Raw genomic sequence first — 20,900 nt, forward strand, 5'->3', positions numbered from 1 at the left:
GACCGGGCCCGTGGCCGGTCGCCGCCGCCCCCGCCTGCCCGGGATCGCTCTAGTCACGCCGGTAACGGCTGAAGAGGAAACCTTCCTCCTCCAGCAGGGACGCCAGCGCGAACCGCCGCGGGACCCCGACCGCGGGACCGCCCGCGATCCGCTGCGCGTCGCCCGCGGTCAGCATCGGGGAGACGGTCAGGCACAGCTCGTCGAGCACGCCGGCCGCGACGAACTGCCCCAGCAGCCGCGGGCCGCCCTCGGTCAGCAGCCGGGTGTGTCCCAGCCCGGCGAGCGCGGTGAGGGCACGGGCCGGGTCCACGCCGACGCCGTCCCCCGCGATCACCACCCTGGCCCCGGCCTTCTCGGCGGCCGCGATCCGGTCGGGGGCCGCGGCTGCTCCGGTCAGGATCAGGGTGGGGACGACGGGGGAGGTGAACAGCGGCAGCGAGAAGTCCAGCTCCAGACCGGCCGTGACCACCGCGATCACCGGTACGGGTGACTGGCCGGCCGCCCGCCGCGCCTCGGCGAAGTCCGGCCGGACGCGTGCGGGGCGGTACCCCTCCTGCCGTACGGTCTCGGCGCCGGCGATCACCACGTCGGCCAGCGCGCGCAGGGTGCCGAAGACCCGCATGTCGGCCGCGCTGGAGATGGGCTGGGAACGGCCGTCGTGCTGGGCGGCGCCGTCCAGGGTGGAGACCATGTTGGCCCGCAGCCACGGCTCCCGCCGCCCGTCCGGCTCCGGGTAGGCGTAGGCGGCGGCCAGCTCGGCCAGGCTCCACTCCCGGTCGGTCCGGTCGGGGTCCGGTCCGGCTGTCGGATCGGTCACAGGGGGCACGGGGAACAGGCGTCGCATGGGGTGCAGTGTTCCACGCGGACCCCGTCCCCCGACCCCGCAGGCCGGACACCGTACGGCGGCGCCCGCGCGCCCGGGCCCCCTGGATCGCGCCGGACGGGGCCGGACATCCCACCGGCACCCGCCCCCGCACGCCGGGCGCCCCGCCACGCAGGCCGAGCGCCGCACCGCGTCTCCCGCACCCCCGCAGCCGGCGCCCCGCCGCGCGGGCCGGGCCCTGCGGCGTGGCCCGCGCCCCAGGGCGCCAAGGCCCCTGGAACACGCCGGAGCCTCCGCCCAGCGCACGCGGCTCCCTCGTCCCGCACGCCGGACGCCCCGCGGCGCCCCGCGCCCAGGGCACCCGGAACGCGCCGGACACCCCACCGGACCCGCACCCCCGCGGCCGACCCCCGCACCGCCCGGGCCCGCACGGCGGCCGGGCCCCGCACGGCGGCCGGGCCCCGTGCAGGCTTTACCATTGAGCACCGTGTCGTCCTCCTCCCCCGCCTCCGGCCCCGCCCCGATATCCGGGACCGCTCCGGGCCCGCTCTCCCTGTGCGGCCGTGAGCCCCACGTCCCCGCGGACCGTCTGGTCGCCGAGATGGTGCCCCCGCCGCGTTTCGACTCGGTCCGCTTCGGCACGTACATCCCGGATCCGAACCAGCCCAGTCAGAGCGAGGCCGTACGGGTCCTGGAGGGCTTCGCGAGCGGACTCGGCGAGGCTCCCGGCGCGAGTGGCGGCAGGCGCGGCTTCTTCGGGCTGGGCCGCGGCAAGGCCCCGAAGGCCCCGGCCGGTCCCCGCGGCGTGTACCTCGACGGCGGTTACGGCGTCGGCAAGACCCACCTGCTCGCCTCGCTGTGGCACGCCACCCCCGCCGAGCCCTCCCGCAAGGCGTTCGGCACCTTCGTGGAGCTGACCAACCTCGTCGGCGCCCTCGGCTTCCAGCAGACCGTGCAGACCCTCTCCGGGCACCGTCTCCTGTGCATCGACGAGTTCGAGCTCGACGACCCGGGCGACACCGTCCTCGTCTCCAGCCTGCTCGCCCGGCTCGTGGAGGCGGGCGTGGCGCTCGCCGCCACCTCCAACACACTCCCCGGCAAGCTCGGCGAGGGGCGCTTCGCGGCGGCCGACTTCCTGCGCGAGATCCAGGGCCTGTCCGCCCACTTCCGCGCCCTGCGCATCGACGGCGAGGACTACCGCCACCGCGGGCTGCCCGAGGCCCCGGCGCCGTACTCCGACGAGCAGGTGACCCGTGCCGCACAGGCCACCGAGCGGGCGTCCCTGGACGACTTCCCCGCCCTCCTCGACCACCTCGCCCGCGTCCACCCGAGCCGCTACGGCGCCCTGACCGACGGTCTCGCCGCCGTGTGCCTCACCGGGGTGCGCCCGGTGCCGGACCAGTCGACGGCGCTGCGGCTCGTGGTGCTCGCGGACCGGCTCTACGACCGTGAGGTGCCGGTCCTGGCCTCCGGGCTGCCCTTCGACCGGCTCTTCAGCGAGGAGATGCTGAAGGGCGGGTACCGCAAGAAGTACTTCCGGGCGATCTCCCGCCTCACCGCGCTGGCCCGGGACGCGGCGCGCCTCGTCGCCGACGCCTGAGCCGGCCCACCGCACGCGTCGACGCGCTCGGGGGCGGTCCGTTCACGCCATCCCAACCGCTTTTTTCAGGCTCTCTTCAGCGTGTAACGCTACGTTAACCCTGCAAAGCTCTTTGCGGGGTTAACGTGTTTCTTGACCGCTCGTTGACCTTCCATTGACCCGGTGTTGGTCCGGTCCTGGCGATGCACCGACCGTGCACCGGCAGACAGTTGAGGCGTGAAATGCCTGGAGGGGGGCCACATGTTCCTGCGCGCCACGGTACGGACGGTCCTCCCGTTCCTCGTCGCCGCCCTGATGGCCCTCCAGTTCTTCGCTCCCTCGGCATCCTTCGCATTCGCGCACACGAGCCGTGATGCCTTGGCCAACACTCAGCCCGCAGGCGTCCCCTCCGGCGGCCTCGCGGCGCACGAAGAGCGAGCCGGGTGCCACGATCCCGGCCGGTCCGTCCACCCCCACGGGCCCGCGCGCGTCCGCGACCGGCACCGGACCGCCGCCGTTCCCCAGCCCGGGCCGCCCGAGCGCCCCCTGACGGACCGGCACTCCCCGGCCGCCGGCACGTCCCTCGCGCTCGGCGAGGCCGCCCGCCAGGGGTCCAGACCCGCGACGGACCGCTCCCCCGCGGCACTTCAGGTCTTCCGCTGCTGAGGGACGCCCGGCACATCCCCCACCTCTGTCCCACCCGTCCGACGCGCACCCCACCGCGCGCCAGGAGGAATCCCCATCATGCAGCCCCTCATCGACAACGCCCGTACGTTCGGACAGCGCCCTGAGGAGTTCGCCGGGCACGCCGAAGGCCAGTCGCCCGAAGTCCTGTTCATCACCTGCTCCGACTCCCGGGTCGTACCGGCCCTGATCACCGGCGCCCGGCCCGGGCAGCTCTTCGAGCTGCGCACCGCGGGCAGCATCGTCCCGCCCCACGACGCCGAGCGCCCCTCCGGCGAAGCCGCCACCATCGAGTACGCCGTCCAGGTCCTCGGCGTCGGCGACATCGTGGTCTGCGGGCACTCGCACTGCGGTGCCGTCGGCGCCCTGGTGCGCGGCGACGACCTGACCGCCGTGCCCGCCGTGCGCGACTGGCTGGCGCTCGCGGCCGGCGAGCCGGGGCCCTGCGATCCCGCCGACCCGACGGTCGCCGGGGCGGTGCAGCAGCACGTACTGGCGCAGTTGCTGCGCCTGAGCGCCTACCCGTGCGTCGCCCAGCGGCTGGCGGACGGCCGGCTGCGGATGCACGGCTGGTACTACGAGGTCCACACCGGTCTCGTGCGGCACCACCGTGCGGACACCGACGCGTTCGAGACCCTGTGAGCGCCGGCATGTCCCTGATAGCCGAGCAGAACCGGAGGTTCCCGCACTGGCGGCAGGACCTCACCGCCTCCCTCGTCGTGTTCCTCGTCGCGCTGCCGCTGTGCGTGGGCGTGGCCGTCGCCTCCGGCGTCCCGGCCGAACTCGGCCTGGTCACCGGCATCGTGGGCGGCCTGGTCACCGGGCTCCTGCCGGGCAGCAGCCTCCAGGTCTCCGGCCCTGCCGCCGGGCTGACCGTGCTGGTCTTCGGCGCGGTCGACCAGTACGGACTGCCGGCGCTCGGCGTGATCGTGCTCGCCGCCGGGCTCGTCCAGCTGGTGATGGGCGCCCTGAAGCTGGGGCGCTGGTTCCGGGCGATCTCCCTGTCGGTCGTCGAGGGCATGCTGGCCGGCATCGGCCTGGTGCTGATCGCCGGGCAGCTCTACGCGGCCGCCGGCCTCCAGGCGCCCGCCTCCGGCATCGACAAGCTCACCGGCCTGCCGGGCGCCGCCGCCGACGCGTTCGGCAGCACGCAGGCGCTCACCTCGCTCGCCCTCGGCGCGGGCACCGTCGCCGTGATGGTGCTGTGGAAGCGGCTGCCGAAGCGGGCGCGGACGCTGCCCGGCGCACTGGCCGCGGTGGTGCTGGCCACGGCGGTCACGGCGGCGCTGGGCCTGTCGGTCGCCACGGTCGAGGTCAGCGGCCTGCTGGACTCCGTGCAGCCGCCCGGGGCCGGCGCCTTCGGTGAGCTGGCGAACGTGGGCTTCCTCGGCACGATCGTCGCCTTCACCCTGATCGCCTCGGCCGAGAGCCTGTTCAGCGCCGCGGCGGTGGACCGGCTGCACGACGGGCCGCGTACCGAGTACGACAAGGAGCTGATGGCGCAGGGTGCGGGCAACACCGTGTGCGGTGTGCTCGGCGCGCTGCCGATGACCGCGGTCATCGTGCGCAGCTCCGCGAACGTCGGCGCCGGCGCCAGGACCAAGGCGTCCCGGGTGCTGCACGGTGTGTGGCTGCTGCTGTTCGCCGCGCTGCTGCCCTCGGCGCTGGCCCTGATCCCGCTGCCCGCGCTGGCCGGGATCCTGGTCCACGCGGGCTGGAAGCTGATCCCGTTCCGCGGGCTCGTGTCGCTGTGGCGCGGGCACCGGGGCGAGGCGCTGATCCTGGTGGTCACGGCCGTCTCGATCGTCGCGGTCAACATGTTCGAGGGCGTGCTGATCGGGCTGGCGCTGTCCGTGGTGAAGACCGCCTGGGAGGCCTCGCACCTCCGGATGGAGATCGTCGACAAGGGCGCGGGGCCCGTCCAGGCCCACCTGACCGGCAACGCGACCTTCCTGCGCCTCCCGAAGATGCTGGAGAGCCTGGAGGCACTGCCGCAGGACCGCCCCGTCGAGCTGGACCTGTCCGGCCTGCACCACCTGGACCACGCCTGCCGCACGGCCCTGGAGAACTGGGCCGAGCGGCACAGCGCAGCGGGCACGGAACCGGTGAAGGTCACCGCACCGGAGAAGGCGGTGGCGTAGCCGGCATCGGCGCCCCGGTCCGTGGCAGCCCGCCCCGGGCCGGGGCGCCGCCGGCCAGGGCCGGGGCGCCGCCTTCGAGCGGAGCGGTCGCCGGCCGGCCGACCACCGGCCGAAGCGGTCGGACCGGGCATGGCCTTCCACCGGGAATCGGGCCTATCGTGGCAGAAAGGGTGGAAAAGGGTCCTCCGAGCGAGGAGGTCGACTCGCCATGGTCCAGGAGCTTCTCACCGCGGCCGCCGCCGTCGGCAGCGCGGGCGTCCTGTACGTCGCCGCGGCCGCGCGGGTCATCAGGCAGTACGAACGCGGGGTCGTCTTCCGCCTCGGACGGCTCGCCGGAGAGGCGCGCGGTCCCGGGTTCACGATGATCGTGCCGTTCGTGGACCGCCTGCACAAGGTCAACCTGCAGATCGTCACGATGCCCGTGCCGGCCCAGGAGGGCATCACCCGCGACAACGTCACCGTGCGGGTGGACGCCGTCGTGTACTTCAAGGTCGTCGACGCCGCCCACGCGCTGGTCCGCGTCGAGGACTACCGGTTCGCCGTATCGCAGATGGCGCAGACCTCGCTCCGGTCGATCATCGGCAAGAGCGACCTGGACGACCTGCTGTCCGACCGGGAGAAGCTGAACCAGGGGCTGGAGCTGATGATCGACAGCCCGGCGGTCGGCTGGGGCGTGCAGATCGACCGGGTCGAGATCAAGGACGTCTCCCTGCCGGACACCATGAAGCGGTCGATGGCCCGGCAGGCCGAGGCCGACCGGGAGCGGCGGGCCCGGGTCATCAACGCCGATGCCGAACTGCAGGCGTCGAAGGTGCTCGCGGAAGCGGCCCGGGAGATGTCCGAGACGCCGGCGGCCCTGCAACTGCGGTTGCTCCAGACGGTCGTGGCGGTGTCCGCCGAGAAGAACTCCACCCTCGTCCTGCCCTTCCCGGTGGAGCTGCTGCGGTTCCTGGAAAGGGCGCAGGAGCACCCGGCCGAGCGGTGACACGAGCTACACGCGTGGTTCCCGGGGCTCCTGGCAGGTGATAGACACAGCGGGGTCACAGTCCTGTCCGCCAGCAGGAAGGTTTCCCCCCATGTCCATGTCCAGCAACTCGGCGACCCGACGCCAGGTGCTCGCCCGTACCGGAGCCCTGGGTGCGGGCATCGCCTTCACCGGCGCCCTCTCCGAGCTCTTCGCCGGGACCGCCGCCGCCCAGTCCATGGGCCACACCGGCTACGGCCCCCTCGTCCCCGACCCCGACGGCCTGCTCGACCTGCCCGAGGGGTTCCGCTACCGGGTGCTGTCCCGCGAGGGCGACCGGCTGCGCTCCGGGGAGGGCCCGGTGCCGTCCAACCACGACGGCATGTCGGCCTTCCCTGGCCGGCACGGCCACACCCGCCTCGTCCGCAACCACGAGAACCGCGCCGACGGCCGCGTCCCCGTCCCGACCGTCAAGGGCCTGACGTACGACCCGGAGGGCAAGGGCGGCTGTACGGCGCTGGAGCTGGACTCCCGCAACCACGTCCTGTCCGAGCGGGTCGCGATCGCCGGTACGGCGGTCAACTGCGCGGGCGGGCACACGCCCTGGAACACGTGGCTGACCTGCGAGGAGACCGAGGACCGGGCCGGCACCAACGGTTACACCAAGGACCACGGCTTCATCTTCGAGGTCGACCCGGCCGACCCGCACCGCACCGGCGCGGTGCCGCTGACGGCGATGGGCCGCTTCCAGCACGAGGCGATCGCCGTGGACCCGCGGCGCGGCGTCGTCTACGAGACGGAGGACGCGTTCGAGCGGCCCTTCGGCCTCTTCTACCGGTTCCTGCCCGAGAAACCGCTGGGCGGCACGGGCTCGCTGCGGGCGGGCGGCAGGCTCCAGGCGATGCGCGTGCCCGGCGTGCCCGACCTGTCCTCGATCCAGGAGACGGGCGCCACCTTCGACCGCATCGAGTGGGTGGACGTACCCGACCCGCTGGCCGACGGGACGCCGATCCGCTTCCAGGACTTCGGCCGGGGCGGCATCACCCACGCGCAGAAGCTGGAGGGCTGCTACTGGGGCGGGCGGAGCGTGTACTTCGTGTCGTCCTTCGCCCACAGCGACGAGGGCTCGGCCGCCGACCACTACGGCCAGATCTGGCGCTACGACCCCGAGCGGCGCCGGCTCACCCTGGTGATCGTCTTCGGTCCGGACACCGACGTGCAGCTGCCCGGCGAGTCCCCGGACAACATCTGCCTGGCCCCCAGCGGCGGCCTCATGGTCTGCGAGGACGGCAACGGCGCCCAGCACGTCTTCGGCCTCACCCGGCGCGGCGAGGTGTACGCGATGGCCCGCGGCGCGCAGAACATCGGGACGGAGGAGGAGCCCGAGTGGGGTGAGTTCGCCGGGGTCACCTTCTCCCCCGACGGCGACACCATGTACGTCAACTGCTACACGCCCGGCACCACCTTCGCGGTCACCGGCCTCTGGCGCAGGTAGCGGCGGGGCGCCGGCGGGGCGCAGCGTGCGGCCACTGAATCCGCGACCCCGGGGTACTCGGCCCGCATGACTCAGAACGTGCAGGTCAACGGCTCGTACTGGCTTCAGACAGCAGCGGGCGGTGCGCCCCGCCCCGCGCTCGCGGAGGATCTCGACGTCGATGTCGCCGTGATCGGGGCGGGCGTCGCGGGGCTCAGCACGGCCTGGGAACTGGTGCGGGCCGGGCGGAGCGTGGCCGTCCTGGAGGCCGGGCGGGTCGCGGCGGGCGTCACCGGGTACACCAGCGCCAAGCTCACCGCGCAGCACACCCTGGTCTACGACAAGCTGCGCCGCACCCGCGGACCCGAGGGCGCCCGGCTGTACGCCCGCTCGCAGTCGGAGGCGATCGAGCGCGCCGCAGGGATCGTCGCCGAGCTGGACATCGACTGCGACTGGGAGACGCGCGACGCGTACACGTACGTCCGCGACCCGGGCCGCGTCGCCGAGGTGCGGGCGGAGGCGGCCGCCGCGAAGGAGGCGGGGCTTCCGGCGTCGTTCGTGACGGAGACCGGGCTGCCGTTCCCGGTGGCGGGCGCCGTGAAGGTGACCGGGCAGGCCCAGTTCCACCCCGTCAAGTACCTGCTGGCCCTCGCCGCCGACCTGGAGGCGCACGGCGGGCTGATCTTCGAGGACACCACCGTCCAGGGTCTGGACGAGGGTGAGCCGTGCCGGGTGAGGACCGAGGCGGGGGCGACGGTCACCGCCCGGGACGTGGTGGTCGCCACCCACTACCCGATCTTCGACCGGGCGCTGCTCTTCGCCCGTCTCTCCCCGCGCCGTGAGCTGGTCGTCGCCGGGACCGTCGAGGCCGGCCGGGACGTCGACGGCATGTACATCACGCCGGAGGAGAACACCCGCTCGGTGCGCACGGCACCCCTGGACGACGCGGGACGCCGGCTGCTGATCGTCACCGGGGAGCACTTCACCCCGGGCACGGGCGACACCCGCGAGCGCTTCGAGCGCCTGGCCGCCTGGGCGGACGAGCACTTCCCCGGCACCGAGCGCACCCACGCCTGGGCCACGCAGGACATCGACCCCACCGACACCGTGCCGATGGCCGGCCCGCTGCACCCGGGCGCGCACCACACCTACGTCGCCACCGGCTTCGGCGGCTGGGGACTGAGCGGCGGCATGATGGCGGGCCGGCTGCTGACCGCGCAGATCACCGGCGAGGAGTGCGCGTGGAGCGGGCTGTACGACCCGCGCCGGCTGCGCACGGCGGTGCGCGAGGCGCCGGCGCTGCTCAAGACGCAGGCCGAGGTGGCGCGGCACTTCGTCGGCGACCGGCTGCGGCCCGCACCGCCGGTGGACTCACTGCCGCCGGGCGAGGGCGCGGTGGTCCGGGCGGGCGGCGACCGGCTCGCCGTCTACCGGGACGAGGAGGGCGCCCTGCACGCCGTCTCGGCGCGCTGCACCCACCTGGGCTGCCTCGTCGACTTCAACGCGGCCGAGCGCGCCTGGGAGTGCCCCTGCCACGGCTCCCGCTTCGGCACGGACGGGAAGGTGCTGGAGGGTCCGGCGACGAAGCCGCTGGAGCAGCGGGACATCTGACGGCACCGGCCCCTCGTCCGGTCGGGTGAGCGGGTCGGCACGTCGAGCACACATAGTCATACAAGCCGAACATCTCACTCCTACGTTCGTACGGTGATCACTCTCGTACGACGTGCCACCGTGCTCTGTGCCCTGGGCGCCGCCCTCGCCGCCTGCGGCACCACCGGCTCCGGGACGGCCCCCCGCCCGGCCCCCTCGGCCCCCTCGGCCCCGGCACCGTCCGCCTCCCCGCCCCGGGCGCCCACTCTGGCTCCCGGCCCCGCGGGCCTGACCCCCGTCTTCGAACACGGCCCGCGGACGGACGGCGGGGAGGACCGAGGGCGGGGCGGCAAGCTGGTCGCCCTCACCTTCGACGCCGACATGACCGCCGACCAGGGGCCCCGGGCCGCGGCGGGTGAACACTTCGACAACCCGCCGTTGATCGCGACGCTGCGCAGGCTCAAGGTGCCGGCCACGGTGTTCATGACCGGCCGGTGGGCCGAGGAGTACCCGGACGAGGCCCGCGACATCGGCCGGGACCCGCGGTTCGAGATCGCCAACCACTCCTACAGCCACTACGCCTACACCGACGACTGCTACGGCCTGCCGACGGTGCCCGGGGACCGGATGCGGTCGGACCTGGAACGGGCGTACACCGCGTTCGCGAAGGCCGGGGTGGCGAACCCGATGCCGTACTTCCGCTTCCCCGGCGGCTGCTACGACCGGGCGGCCCTCGAGGAGCTGGCGGCCACCGGGGTCACCGCCGTGCAGTGGGACGTCGTCAGCGGGGACGCCTTCGCCACGGACGCCGGCGCGGTGACCCGGCAGGTGCTCGACGGGGTGCGGCCGGGTTCGGTGGTCGTCATGCACTGCACGCGCAGCGCCGCCCCGGTGACCGAGCAGGTGGTCCAGGCGGTGGTGCCCGAGCTGCGCCGCCGGGGCTACCGCTTCGTGAAGGTCTCGGACCTGGTCGGCGCCGCGAACGGCCGCCGCTGACGGGCCTACGCTGGAGACATGAGCGGCGACCACGACCACGGCCCGGACGGTTCCGGCTCCGGCTCCGGCTGCGAACCCGGCGGCTACTCCCTGATCGACGCGGCGGCCCGGCCGCCGAAGGCCGACGGCCCGCCGTACGCGGACTGCGTGCTGTGCCGCGAGCCGACGGAGTACCCGGAGTCGTACAAGGGCATCACGCTCTGCCCGGTCTGCGAGTGGCAGGAGGCGCAGCGCACGGCCTGTTCGGGCTGATTCCGGGCCGATCGGCGCGCGCCTGGCCCGCGTCGTGCGGGGCCGTGCTCCCGCGTGCGGCCGGGTTGGCAGACTGGGGGCGTGAGCAACGACCCGACGGCACCCGTCCCCGCCTCCGTTCCCGACAGCCCCTTCCGTCCCGAGCCCGGTGAGCGCGACCTGGCGCCGCAGTTCGTGCTGCCGCTCGTCGTGCGCATCGAGCGGGCGGCCCCGCCGGCCCGTACCGACGCGCTGGAGACCGCGGCCCGGGCGGTGCTGGTGATGCTCGGCGACGAGCGGTCCACCGGCGACGGGGAGTGGGCGCGGGCGATGCGGGACTGGCAGGACGCCCGCATCCGCAAGGTCGTGCGGCGGGCCCGCGGCGCGGAGTGGCGGCGGGCGGAGGCGCTGCCCGGCGTCACGATCACCGGCAAGGCGGCCGAGGTGCGGGTCTTCCCGCCGGTCCCGCTGGACGGCTGGCCCAAGGACCTGGCCCGTCTCCAGGTCTCCGGCACCGACCTCGACGACCCGGAGCCGCCCGCCGAGGCCGACCCCACCGCGCCGGTGCTCTGGATGAACCCCGAGCTGGACATGTCGGCGGGCAAGGCGATGGCCCAGGCCGGTCACGGCGCGCAGCTCGCCTGGTGGGAACTGTCCGACGGCGAGCGGACGGCGTGGCGCGACGCGGGTTTCCCGCTGTCGGTGCGCACCGCGGACCCGTCCCGCTGGGAGGGCCTCACCACCGCCGGCCTGCCGGTGGTGCGCGACGCCGGGTTCACGGAGATCGCGCCGGGCTCGTGCACGGTGGTGGCGGACCATCCGGCGCTGCGGGACGGCCGGTAGGTCCGGGCGGCCGGTGCCGCCCGAACCTCAGGTTTTGCTCTGAACATGCCCTGCCCGGGGTTCGGCCCGGGCCGGCTGGGCGATACCCCCGGCAAGTTCTCAGGAGGGGGGCGACCATGGAGCCCATGGCACGGCTGGGCACCGGCATCGGATGGCGGCCGGAGATCGCGGACGTCGTGGAGCGGATGCCCGGCATCGACTGGGTCGAGGCCGTGTCCGAGAACCTGTGTCCCGGGCACCTGCCCGACTCGCTGCTGCGGCTGCGTGAGCGCGGGGTGACCGTCGTACCGCACGGCGTCTCGCTCGGCCTCGGCGGCGGGGACCGGCCGGACGCGGGACGGCTGACGGCGCTGGCCGAGCGGGCCGAGATCCTGGGGTCGCCGCTGGTGACCGAGCACATCGCGTTCGTGCGGGCGGGCGGGGCGCTCACCGCCTCCCCGCAGCTGGAGGCGGGACACCTGCTGCCCGTGCCGCGTACGCGCGACGCCCTCGACGTGCTGTGCGAGAACGTGCGCATCGCGCAGGACGCGCTGCCCGTGCCGCTCGCCGTGGAGAACATCGCCGCGCTGATCTCGTGGCCGGACGAGGAGCTGACGGAGGGGCAGTTCCTGTACGAGCTGGCCGACCGGACCGGCGTGCGGCTGCTGATCGACGTGGCGAACCTGCACACCAATCACGTCAACCGGGGTGAGGACCCGGCCGAGGCGCTCGGCGAACTGCCCCTGGAGGCCATCGCCTACGTCCATGTCGCGGGCGGCTTCGAGCGGGACGGCGTCTGGCACGACAGCCACGCGCACCCCGTCGCGCAGCCGGTCCTCGACATCCTCACCGACCTCGCCTCCCGCGTCGCACCGCCCGGCGTCCTGCTGGAGCGGGACGAGAACTTCCCCGAAGGCGACGAGCTGCGGAGCGAGGTGGCCGCGATCGGCGCCGCCGTCGCGAAGGGACGGGCGACGCGTGCGGCGGCCACCGGGGTGACGGTGACGCCGCGCGCCTCGGGAGCCGGGTCGCACGCCGCTCCGCACGCCGCTCCGGGCGTCGGTCCGGGCGTCGCTCCGGGCGTCGACGACGCCGTACGGCAGCGGCTCGGGCTCGCGCAGGCCGCGCTGCTGTCCGCGTTGGTCGCCGGGACGCCGGTGCCCGAGGGGTTCGACCGGGTGCGGCTGGGCGTGCAGGCGCGGGCGCTCGCCGGGAAGCGGGCCGACGTGGTCGGGAAGGTCGCGCCCGAGCTGCCGGCGATCCTGGGCGCGGGGTACCGTCCGGCCTTCCTCGGGTACGCGCAGGGGTGTCCGATGACCGGCGGCTACCGGCGGGACGCCCTCGACTTCGCCGCGCACGTGCTGCGGACGGCGGAGGACCAGGACCCGGCCGTACGGCGGGCGTTGCGGGAGTGGTGGCTGGAGCGGTCGGGGCCGGTGCCCCGGTCGGCCCGCCCCGGGGTCCGGCTGGCCCGTGCGACCAGGCGCGTTCTCCTGCGCCGCTGAACCGGGGAAGGCCCGGACGCGCCGGACGCTTCCGCTACTCGCGGCCGAGGGTCTGGAAGTTCCCGCGGTCGGGATCGCCCACGCTGCGCCGCATCCGCGGATGGTCCTTCGAGCCGCCGAATTCCCACGGGTTGCCTTCGCAGACGTCGATGCTCACCCGCTTCGCCGCCCCGTCGTCGGGATGCACGCTCCACTCGCCGGTGCCGCTGCATCCCGACACCTTGTCACCGTCGAAGTCGTACTCGGCGAGGTCGGTGGCGACCACGGTGCCGTCGTCCTCGAAGCGCAGGGTCCCGGCATCGCCTCCGGTCCAGGTGCCCACGATGTCGGCCCGAGCCAGTGTCCGCTGCTGCCACACGCACCCCGTGGTCAGCATCAACACCACGACCGCACCCACCGGGACCACCCCGCGCCACCCCACCGCGGCGACTCGCCCTCGTTCCGCACGCATGGCTCCCCCTTGCCCACGTCACACCCGCTCGGCCGGTGCGGCGGAGCGGCAGGCGCTCACGGTGCCATGAAATTTGAACGGGTTCAACTCTGCTCGGTGTGCGCCGGCCGCCCCCTCGCGAGATTCGGACGAAAACGCTATGGCGCCGGCGAAGGCCCTTGGCATAGAAGTACGGCATGTTCTGGGTTCTTTTCCTCCTGGCGGCCTGGGCCGTCGCCGGCCTCGCCTGCCTGCGGCTGTGCCTGGCCGCCGTACGCGCGGCGGCCGTCCAGCCGCGCGCCGCCGCCGGTGAGCACGCGCTGACGCTGTACGAGGCGGCGTTCCTGTCCGGTGGCCCGCGGCGGGTGGCCGACCTGACGCTCGTCTCGATGGCGCGCCAGCGCCGGCTGCTGCTCGCGCACACCGGCTGGGCGACCGTCGTGGACCCGTGCGGCCGGGACGAGATGGAGCGGTCGGTCATCGGGGCGATAGGGCCCGGGGGGCAGTCGCGGATAGCGCCGGTGCGGGCGGCCGCGGCCGCCGCCGACGCCGTCCGTGGCCTGGCCGACCGGCTGGTGGGCGCGGGCCTCGCCGTACCGGACGGCGGGGCGGACGGTGTCGCGGCCGGGGTGCGGCGGGTGCGGATCGCCGCGCTGACCGTGTGCGGGCTCGGTCTGGTCTCCCTGGCGATGCCGCTGCCCGCCACCGAGCCGCGTCTGCTCATCGCCCTGTGGTTCGCGCTGCCGCTCGCCCTGACCCTGGGGTGCCTCGCCATCACGCGCATGGAGATCCACCCGTACGCGCGCTGGGCCTCCCCCGCCGGGCAGCGGCTGATCGGCGCCCTCGTGCGGCAGGCCGACGGCTCGGCCGACGACCGGTCCTTCCTCACCTCGGTCGCCGTGCGGGGTGTCCACGCGATCGGCGAACCGGACCTGCGGGCGGCCTTCGCGCACCGCGAGACGTACACCGGGGAGCACGGGGAGCGCCGGGCCTGACGCGCCGGGGGCGTACGGGCGCACGCGGCGGCGACACCCGCGGGCGGTGCTTGCCCCTGCCGTCCGGTGAACCAACCATCCCTTGTGTCACTCCCCGTGCCACCGAAGGGATACGCGATGCGAGCTGCCGCCCTCTACTCGGCCGCCGGGTCCTTGCTGCTCACCGCCCTCACCACCGCCCCGGCCCCGGCAGTGCCCGCGGCGGGACCGGGTTCCGCCGAGGCGCAGGGCACCGCCGTGGCCGCCCGGCGCGCGGCGGCGGCCGGGATCGACTTCGGCAGGTGCCCGAAGGCGGAGGAACTGCCGGGCGCCATGCGCTGCGGCACGGTCTCGGTGCCCCTCGACTACGCCCACCCCGACGGGAAGCGCATCGAGCTGACCGTCAGCCGGGTGCGGGCCACCCACCAGGACCCCGCCGACGCCGGGCGCGAGGTCCGGGGCCAGGGCGCACTCCTCTACAACCCGGGCGGCCCCGGCGCCTCCGGGCTGTACTTCCCCCTGGCCGGCATGGTCCCCGAGTGGAAGCGCCTCGCCGCCGCCTACCACCTCGTCGGGTACGCCCCGCGCGGGGTCGCGCCGTCCGCGCCGCTGTCCTGCCAGGACCCCGGAGACTTCTTCAAGGGCCCCCGGCCGGCCCCGACGCGGCCCTCGGACGCGTACAAGAAGCGGCGCGCCGCCGAGGCCGAGGCGTACGCGCGGGGCTGCGCGGAGCGCGGCGGGGACGCGCTGCGGCACTACCACTCGCTCAACAACGCCCGGGACCTGGAGGTCGTCCGCGCGGCACTGGGCGAGCGGCGGCTCACCTTCATGGGCGGGTCGTACGGCACCTACCTCGGCGCGCTGTACGCGGAGCTGTTCCCCTCGCACGTACGGCGGATGGTGTTCGACGCGGTGGTGAACCCGGACCCGGAGCAGGTCTGGTACCGCAACAACCTCGACCAGTCGGAGGCGTTCGAGGACCGCTGGGACGACTTCAAGGAGTGGATCGCCGAGCACGACGCCGTGTACGGGCTCGGTGACACGCCGAGGAAGGTGCAGGACAGCTACGAGGAGGCGAGCGCGCGGCTGGCGGTGCGGCCGGCGGGCGGCACGGTCGGGCCCGCGCAGCTTCAGGGGGCGTTCCTGAAGGCCGGGTACTACGACGACTACTGGCCGCACCGCGCCGAGGCGCTGTCGGCGTACCTGAAGGGGGATCCGCAGCCGCTGGTCGACCAGGCGGGGACGCGGACCGCGGAGGGCGCGGTGGGGGCGGAGAACGCCAACGCCGTGTACACCGCCGTCGAGTGCAACGACGCGCCCTGGCCGACCGACTTCGAGGTCTGGGACCGGGACAACACCCGGCTGGCCCGCCGGGCGCCGTTCGAGACCTGGGACAACGTGTGGACGAACCTGCCGTGCGCCTACTGGCGGGCGCCCCGGCAGCGCCCCCTCGACGTGCGCACCGTGCCGGGCGAGCTGCCGCCGACGCTGGTCCTGGCCGCCGAACGGGACGCGGCGACCCCGTACGAGGGCGCGCTGGAGCTGCGGCGGCGGCTGGCGGGCTCGGTGCTGGTGACCGAGCGGGACGCGGGCACGCACGGCATCGCGGGCGGGCCGAACGCCTGCGTCAACGGCCACCTGGAGGCGTACCTGCTGGAGGGACGCCTCCCGGCGCGGGACGCGTCGTGCGCCCCGCGCCCGGAACCGGAGCCGGGGAAGGCCACGGCACCGGAGTCTGACTAGGCCAGTCCGGCGACCAGCTCGCCGATGTCCTTGCGGCGCCCGGTGTAGAACGGGATCTCCTCGCGGACGTGGCGGCGGGCCTCGGAGCCGCGCAGGTGGCGCATGAGGTCGACGATGCGGTGCAGTTCGTCGGCCTCGAAGGCGAGGATCCACTCGTAGTCGCCCAGCGAGAAGGAGGCGACCGTGTTGGCGCGCACGTCCGGGAAACCGCGGGCCATCTTGCCGTGGTCGGCGAGCATGCGGCGGCGGTCCTCGTCGGGCAGCAGGTACCAGTCGTAGGAGCGCACGAACGGGTAGACGCTGATGTAGTCGCGCGGCGTCTCGTCGGCCAGGAAGGCCGGGATGTGCGCCCGGTTGAACTCGGCGGGGCGGTGCAGCGCCATGTTCGACCAGACCGGCTCCAGCGCCCGGCCGAGCTTCGTGCGGCGGAAGAGGTTGTACGCCTCCTGCAGCTGGTCGGCGGTCTCCGCGTGCCACCAGATCATCAGGTCGGCGTCGGCGCGCAGACCGGAGAGGTCGTAGGTGCCGCGGATCGTCACGTCCTTCGCGGCGAGCTGGTCGAACAGCTCCTGGACCTCGTCGGCGTACCCGGCGCGGTCCTCGGGGAGCGTGTCCTTGAGCTTGAAGACGGACCAGAGGGTGTAGCGGATGACCTCGTTGAGGTCCTTGGCCAGCTTGCCCTTGTTCGGGATGCGCTCGGCCGCGGGGGTGGAGGCGTCGTCACTCATGGCCCTATTCTCCCGCTCCGCCGTGCAGGCTCTGCACCGGGTGGGCCGTGAGCTGCTCCACACCGCGCAGGTCGCCGCGGATCTGGTCGGCGGCCGCGTACGCGCTCGCGATGCTCGCCGGGATGCCGACGCCGTCGTACGCCGCGCCGCACACCGCGAGACCGGGCAGCTTCGCGACGTGCGCGCGGACGCGGGCCACGCGCGCGTGGTGGCCGACGGGGTACTGCGGCAGGCCGTCCTGCCAGCGGGTGACGCGGGTGGCGACCGGCGCGGCGGTCAGGCCGGTGGCCTCGGCCAGGTCGTGCCGGGAGACGGCGACCAGACCCTCGTCGTCGCGGCCGAGGATCTCCGTGTCCCCGTACCGGCCCACCGAGGTGCGCAGGACGACCAGGTCCGGGTCCTCCTCGGCGATCCAGCCCCACTTGCGGGAGGCGAAGGTGGACGCCTTGATGGTGCGCCCGTCGACCGGCGGCACCAGGAAGCCGCTGCCCTCGGGGAGCGCGGCGGCCTCCGAGCGGCGGTAGGCGAGGGTGATCAGGGCCATCGAGGCGTACTCGACCGCGGACAGCTCGGCCGCGGCCGCGGGCGCCTCGGCGCGCAGCAGCTCGGCGGCGGGGCGGGCGGGGACGGCGACGACGACCGCGTCGGCGTGCAGCACCCGGTCCCCGGCGACGATCCGCCAGCCGTCGGCGGCGGTGCGACGCAGCTCCGTGACGGGCGCGTCGGTGACGATCTCGCCGCCCCGTGCGCGGACCGACTCGGCGACGGCGGACGGGAGGGTGCCGATGCCGCCCGCGATGCCCATGAACACCGGGCCGCTCGGCGGTGAGGTGGCCGTACGGCCCTGGAGGGCGCGCACCGCCTCGGTCAGGGAGGTGTGGGTGCGGGCTGCCTCGAAGAGCTGCGGCACGGCCGAGCGCAGGGAGATGCGGTAGGCGTCGCCCGCGTAGACGCCGCCCAGCAGCGGCTCCACGAGGCGGTCGACCACCTCGCGGCCGAGGCGCGCGGCGACGTACTCCCCCACGGCCACGTCGTCGCCGACCTCGGTGCGGGGCAGTTCGGCGTCGCGCTCGATGCGGGCGAGGCCCTCCGCGGAGAGCACGCCGGACAGGGCGGCGGCGGTGCCGGGGACGCCCATGACGTGGCCCTTGGGCATGGGGCGCAGGGCGCCGCGGGTCCACAGGGAGGCCGTCGCGGTGGACGGCGGCTGGAGGCGGTCGGCGAGTCCCGCGGCGCGGGCCAGGCCGACGGCCTCGGGGCGGCGGGCCAGCATCGACTCGGCGCCGAGGTCGACGCGGACGCCGGCGATCTCGCCGGGCAGCAGCTTGCCGCCGACGCGGCCGGACGCCTCCAGGACGGTCACCCGGGCGCCGCCCTCCAGGAGGCGGTGGGCGGCGGCCAGTCCGGCGATGCCGGCTCCGACGACGACGACGTGTCCGGGTCCCGCGTCCTGGGGAAGCCCACCCGCTGGGGTCTCACTTGCGCACATGTCCCCAGCGTCTCAGACGGCACCGGCGCCGCCCCCGGTGCCGGGGTGGACCCGGCGTCCGGGCCGCGGGTCCCGCACCCGCCCGCCGGCCCGTGAGTCCGGACCGTGATCTCTTCGGAACCGTTCCGCGCCGTCGTGCGCGCCCCTTCGCGCGTCGTAGAGACATCAGTCGACACGACAAGCGGGGGGACCCACGATGCAGGCACGACGAACGGCCGCACGATCCGCGGCCCGGCCGGCCACCGCACGGCGAGCGGCGGCCCGCGGGCCCGCTCCCCGAGCCCGCGCCCTGGCCGGGCTCCTGCTGGTCGCGGCGCTCGCCCTCACCGGCTGCAGCGCGTCGGACTCCGGTTCCGCGTCCGACGCGGGCGGCGGCGACAAGGCGGCCGCGCCGCAGGAGGGCTCGCGGGCGGAGGGCTCGCAGGCCGACGACCGGACCGGCGCCGCCGGTGAGGGCGGGAAGGGCGGTGCCGGGGACGCGGGGGCGAGCGCGCCGCCGAAGCTCGCCCCGGCCCACATCATCCGCACCGTCTCGCTGAGTGTCCAGGTCAAGGACACGCCCAAGGCGCTCGACGCGGCCCGCACCGCGACCGAGAACGCCGGCGGCTACGTCGGCGACGAGACCACCACCCGCGACACGGAGGGCCACGAGCGGACCCAGGTGAAGCTCCGCGTGCCGGTGGAGCGGTACGAGGAGGTGCTGGACGACCTGGAGGGCGCCGGGAAGCTGCTGCAGCGCAACGCGACCGCCGAGGACGTCACCGACCAGGTGGTGGACGTGGACAGCCGGGTGAGGTCGCAGCGCGCCAGCGTGGCCCGGGTCCGCGAGCTGATGGACCGGGCGACGAAGCTGAGCGACGTGGTGACGCTGGAGGGCGAGCTGAGCACCCGTCAGGCGGAGCTGGAGGCGTTGCTGGCCCGGCAGGCGGCCCTGAAGGACCGCACCAGCCTGGCCACCATCACCCTGTCCCTGTCGGAGACGCCGGTGAAGCCCGCGGAGAAGAAGGACGAGGACGAGGACCCGGGGTTCGTCGACGCGCTGGCGGGCGGCTGGGACGCCTTCGTGACGATGCTGCGCTGGGTGGCGGTGGTGTTCGGCGCGGTGCTGCCGTTCGCCGCGGCGGGGGCGCTGCTGGTGCTGCTGTGGCTGCGGGTCCTGCGCCCCCGGCTGGGCCGCGCGGCGACGGCTCCGGCGTCGCCGCGCGGGGATGCGGCGCGCGGTGGGGAGGCGGTGCGCGGCGGGGAGGCGGTGCGCGGCGGGGAGGCCGGCGGAGAGGACTGAAATGCCCCGCCCGCGTAGCGTGTTCGCATGAGCATGAGCGTTGCGGGTGGTACGAGGGAACGACTGGTCGTCGTGGGTGGCGACGCCGCGGGGATGTCCGCGGCGTCGCAGGCGCGCCGGCTGAAGGGGCCGGACGAGCTGGAGATCGTGGCCTTCGAACGCGGTCACTTCAGCTCCTTCTCGGCGTGCGGCATCCCGTACTGGGTCGGCGGCGACGTGGACGAGCGGGACCGGCTCGTCGCCCGCACGCCCGAGGAGCACCGCGCCCGCGACATCGACCTGAGGATGCGCACCGAGGTCACGGAGATCGACGTGGCCGGCGGCCGGGTACGCGCGCGTGACGTCGATTCCGGGACGGAGTCCTGGACGTCGTACGACAAGCTCGTGATCGGGACCGGGGCGCGGCCGATCCGGCCGGAGCTGCCGGGTGTCGACGCGCCCGGCGTGCACGGGGTGCAGACGCTGGACGACGGGCAGGCGCTGCTCGACACGCTGGCGCGCTCACGTGGCCGTCGCGCGGTCGTCGTCGGCGCCGGGTACATCGGCGTGGAGATGGCCGAGGCGCTGATCAAACGCGGCTACGAGGTGACGGTCGTCAACCGCGGCCGGGAGCCGATGTCGACGCTCGACCCGGACATGGGCCGCATGGTGCGCGAGGCGATGGAGGGCCTCGGCATCACCATGGTGAACGGCGCGGAGGTCACCGAGGTGCTGACCGGTGACGACGGCCGGGTCCGGGCGGTGGCGACGCGGGACGCGGAGTTCCCGGCGGACGTGGTGGTGCTCGGCATCGGGGTACGGCCCGAGACGCGGCTCGCCGAGGCCGCGGGGCTGCCGCTCGGCGCCCACGGCGGGCTGCTGACCGACCTGGCGATGCGGGTGCGCGGCCACGAGAACATCTGGGCGGGCGGCGACTGCGTGGAGGTGCTCGACCTGGTCTCCGGACAGCACCGGCACATTCCGCTGGGCACGCACGCCAACAAGCACGGGCAGGTCATCGGCACCAACGCGGGCGGCGGTTACGCGACCTTCCCCGGCGTGGTCGGTACGGCGGTCAGCAAGGTGTGCGACCTGGAGATCGCGCGGACCGGTCTGCGGGAGAAGGACGCGCTGCGCGCGGGGCTGCGGTTCGTGACGGCGACCATCGAGTCCACCAGCCGCGCGGGCTACTACCCGAACTCCTCCCCCATGACGGTGAAGATGCTGGCCGAGCGGCGCACCGGGCGGCTGCTCGGGGTGCAGATCGTGGGCCGTGAGGGCGCGGGCAAGCGGGTCGACATCGCCGCGGTGGCCCTCACGGCCGGGATGACGGTCGAGCAGATGACCGCCCTGGACCTGGGCTACGCGCCGCCCTTCTCGCCGGTGTGGGATCCGGTGCTGGTGGCCGCCCGCAAGGCGACCCGGGCGGTCGAGCGGCAGGGCTGAGCGCTACGCCGCCGAGCGGG

General features: G+C 74.7%; 19 protein-coding genes. 15 read left to right on the forward strand and 4 right to left on the reverse strand.

Going from position 1 to position 20,900, the window contains the following annotated elements; genetic code table 11:
- Positions 1–49: 49 nt before the first annotated feature.
- Positions 50–844: a pyrimidine reductase family protein gene (locus tag EV562_RS09735; RefSeq protein ID WP_133886313.1), complete on the reverse strand. Its 795-nt coding sequence runs from the start codon at positions 842–844 to the stop codon at positions 50–52.
- Positions 845–1,310: 466 nt separating this feature from the next.
- Here EV562_RS09735 and zapE point away from each other — a divergent pair, with 466 nt between their 5' ends.
- From zapE to EV562_RS09790, 11 genes are all read left to right on the forward strand, one after another.
- Positions 1,311–2,423 carry a cell division protein ZapE gene (gene zapE / locus EV562_RS09740; RefSeq protein WP_166661693.1) on the forward strand — a complete coding sequence of 371 codons (1,113 nt, stop codon included), beginning with the start codon at positions 1,311–1,313 and terminating at the stop codon, positions 2,421–2,423.
- Between the two features lie 216 nt (positions 2,424–2,639).
- Positions 2,640–3,068: a hypothetical protein gene (locus EV562_RS09745; RefSeq protein ID WP_243860014.1), complete on the forward strand. Its 429-nt coding sequence runs from the start codon at positions 2,640–2,642 to the stop codon at positions 3,066–3,068.
- A gap of 78 nt (positions 3,069–3,146) precedes the next feature.
- A complete protein-coding gene (locus EV562_RS09750; RefSeq protein WP_133886314.1) occupies positions 3,147–3,728 on the forward strand; it encodes a carbonic anhydrase in 582 nt (193 codons plus the stop codon).
- A gap of 8 nt (positions 3,729–3,736) precedes the next feature.
- Entirely contained in the window at positions 3,737–5,227 is a 1,491-nt protein-coding gene (locus tag EV562_RS09755) for a SulP family inorganic anion transporter (RefSeq protein ID WP_133886315.1), read from the forward strand.
- Positions 5,228–5,435: 208 nt separating this feature from the next.
- Positions 5,436–6,212, forward strand: coding sequence for a slipin family protein (locus EV562_RS09760; protein ID WP_133886316.1), 777 nt, complete (start codon positions 5,436–5,438; stop codon positions 6,210–6,212).
- A 91-nt stretch (positions 6,213–6,303) separates the two neighbouring features.
- A complete protein-coding gene (locus EV562_RS09765) occupies positions 6,304–7,686 on the forward strand; it encodes a PhoX family protein (RefSeq protein WP_133886317.1) in 1,383 nt (460 codons plus the stop codon).
- 66 nt (positions 7,687–7,752) lie between these two features.
- Entirely contained in the window at positions 7,753–9,276 is a 1,524-nt protein-coding gene (locus EV562_RS09770) for an FAD-dependent oxidoreductase (RefSeq protein ID WP_133886318.1), read from the forward strand.
- Between the two features lie 93 nt (positions 9,277–9,369).
- Positions 9,370–10,251, forward strand: coding sequence for a polysaccharide deacetylase family protein (locus EV562_RS09775; RefSeq protein WP_133886319.1), 882 nt, complete (start codon positions 9,370–9,372; stop codon positions 10,249–10,251).
- 18 nt (positions 10,252–10,269) lie between these two features.
- On the forward strand, positions 10,270–10,503 hold the full coding sequence (locus EV562_RS09780; RefSeq protein ID WP_133886320.1) for a hypothetical protein: 234 nt from the start codon (positions 10,270–10,272) through the stop codon (positions 10,501–10,503).
- 81 nt (positions 10,504–10,584) lie between these two features.
- Entirely contained in the window at positions 10,585–11,325 is a 741-nt protein-coding gene (locus EV562_RS09785) for a peptidyl-tRNA hydrolase (protein WP_133886321.1), read from the forward strand.
- 125 nt (positions 11,326–11,450) lie between these two features.
- Entirely contained in the window at positions 11,451–12,809 is a 1,359-nt protein-coding gene (locus tag EV562_RS09790) for a DUF692 domain-containing protein (RefSeq protein ID WP_133886546.1), read from the forward strand.
- 34 nt (positions 12,810–12,843) lie between these two features.
- Here the strand turns inward: EV562_RS09790 and EV562_RS09795 are convergent, their stop codons facing one another.
- A complete protein-coding gene (locus EV562_RS09795; RefSeq protein WP_133886322.1) occupies positions 12,844–13,260 on the reverse strand; it encodes a hypothetical protein in 417 nt (138 codons plus the stop codon).
- A 176-nt stretch (positions 13,261–13,436) separates the two neighbouring features.
- On the opposite strand from EV562_RS09795, the gene EV562_RS09800 reads away from it, so the two are divergent.
- Both EV562_RS09800 and EV562_RS09805 read left to right on the forward strand, forming a co-directional pair.
- Complete coding sequence (locus tag EV562_RS09800) at positions 13,437–14,234, forward strand: TIGR04222 domain-containing membrane protein (RefSeq protein WP_133886323.1); 798 nt, start codon at positions 13,437–13,439, stop codon at positions 14,232–14,234.
- Positions 14,235–14,351: 117 nt separating this feature from the next.
- Entirely contained in the window at positions 14,352–15,956 is a 1,605-nt protein-coding gene (locus EV562_RS09805) for an alpha/beta hydrolase (RefSeq protein ID WP_133886324.1), read from the forward strand.
- Here the strand turns inward: EV562_RS09805 and hemQ are convergent.
- Entirely contained in the window at positions 15,953–16,684 is a 732-nt protein-coding gene (hemQ, locus tag EV562_RS09810; RefSeq protein ID WP_133886325.1) for a hydrogen peroxide-dependent heme synthase, read from the reverse strand. The two genes, EV562_RS09805 and hemQ, sit on opposite strands and share 4 nt — an antisense overlap.
- 4 nt (positions 16,685–16,688) lie before the next feature.
- Positions 16,689–18,173: a protoporphyrinogen oxidase gene (gene hemG, locus EV562_RS09815; RefSeq protein ID WP_133886326.1), complete on the reverse strand. Its 1,485-nt coding sequence runs from the start codon at positions 18,171–18,173 to the stop codon at positions 16,689–16,691.
- Positions 18,174–18,369: 196 nt separating this feature from the next.
- Between hemG and EV562_RS09820 the strand changes: the two genes are divergently transcribed.
- Complete coding sequence (locus tag EV562_RS09820; RefSeq protein WP_133886327.1) at positions 18,370–19,455, forward strand: DUF4349 domain-containing protein; 1,086 nt, start codon at positions 18,370–18,372, stop codon at positions 19,453–19,455.
- Positions 19,456–19,482: 27 nt separating this feature from the next.
- Entirely contained in the window at positions 19,483–20,880 is a 1,398-nt protein-coding gene (locus EV562_RS09825) for an FAD-dependent oxidoreductase (RefSeq protein ID WP_133886328.1), read from the forward strand.
- Positions 20,881–20,900: the final 20 nt, after the last annotated feature.

It is taken from the genome of Streptomyces sp. BK208 (assembly GCF_004364245.1).
Lineage (GTDB): Bacteria > Actinomycetota > Actinomycetes > Streptomycetales > Streptomycetaceae > Streptomyces.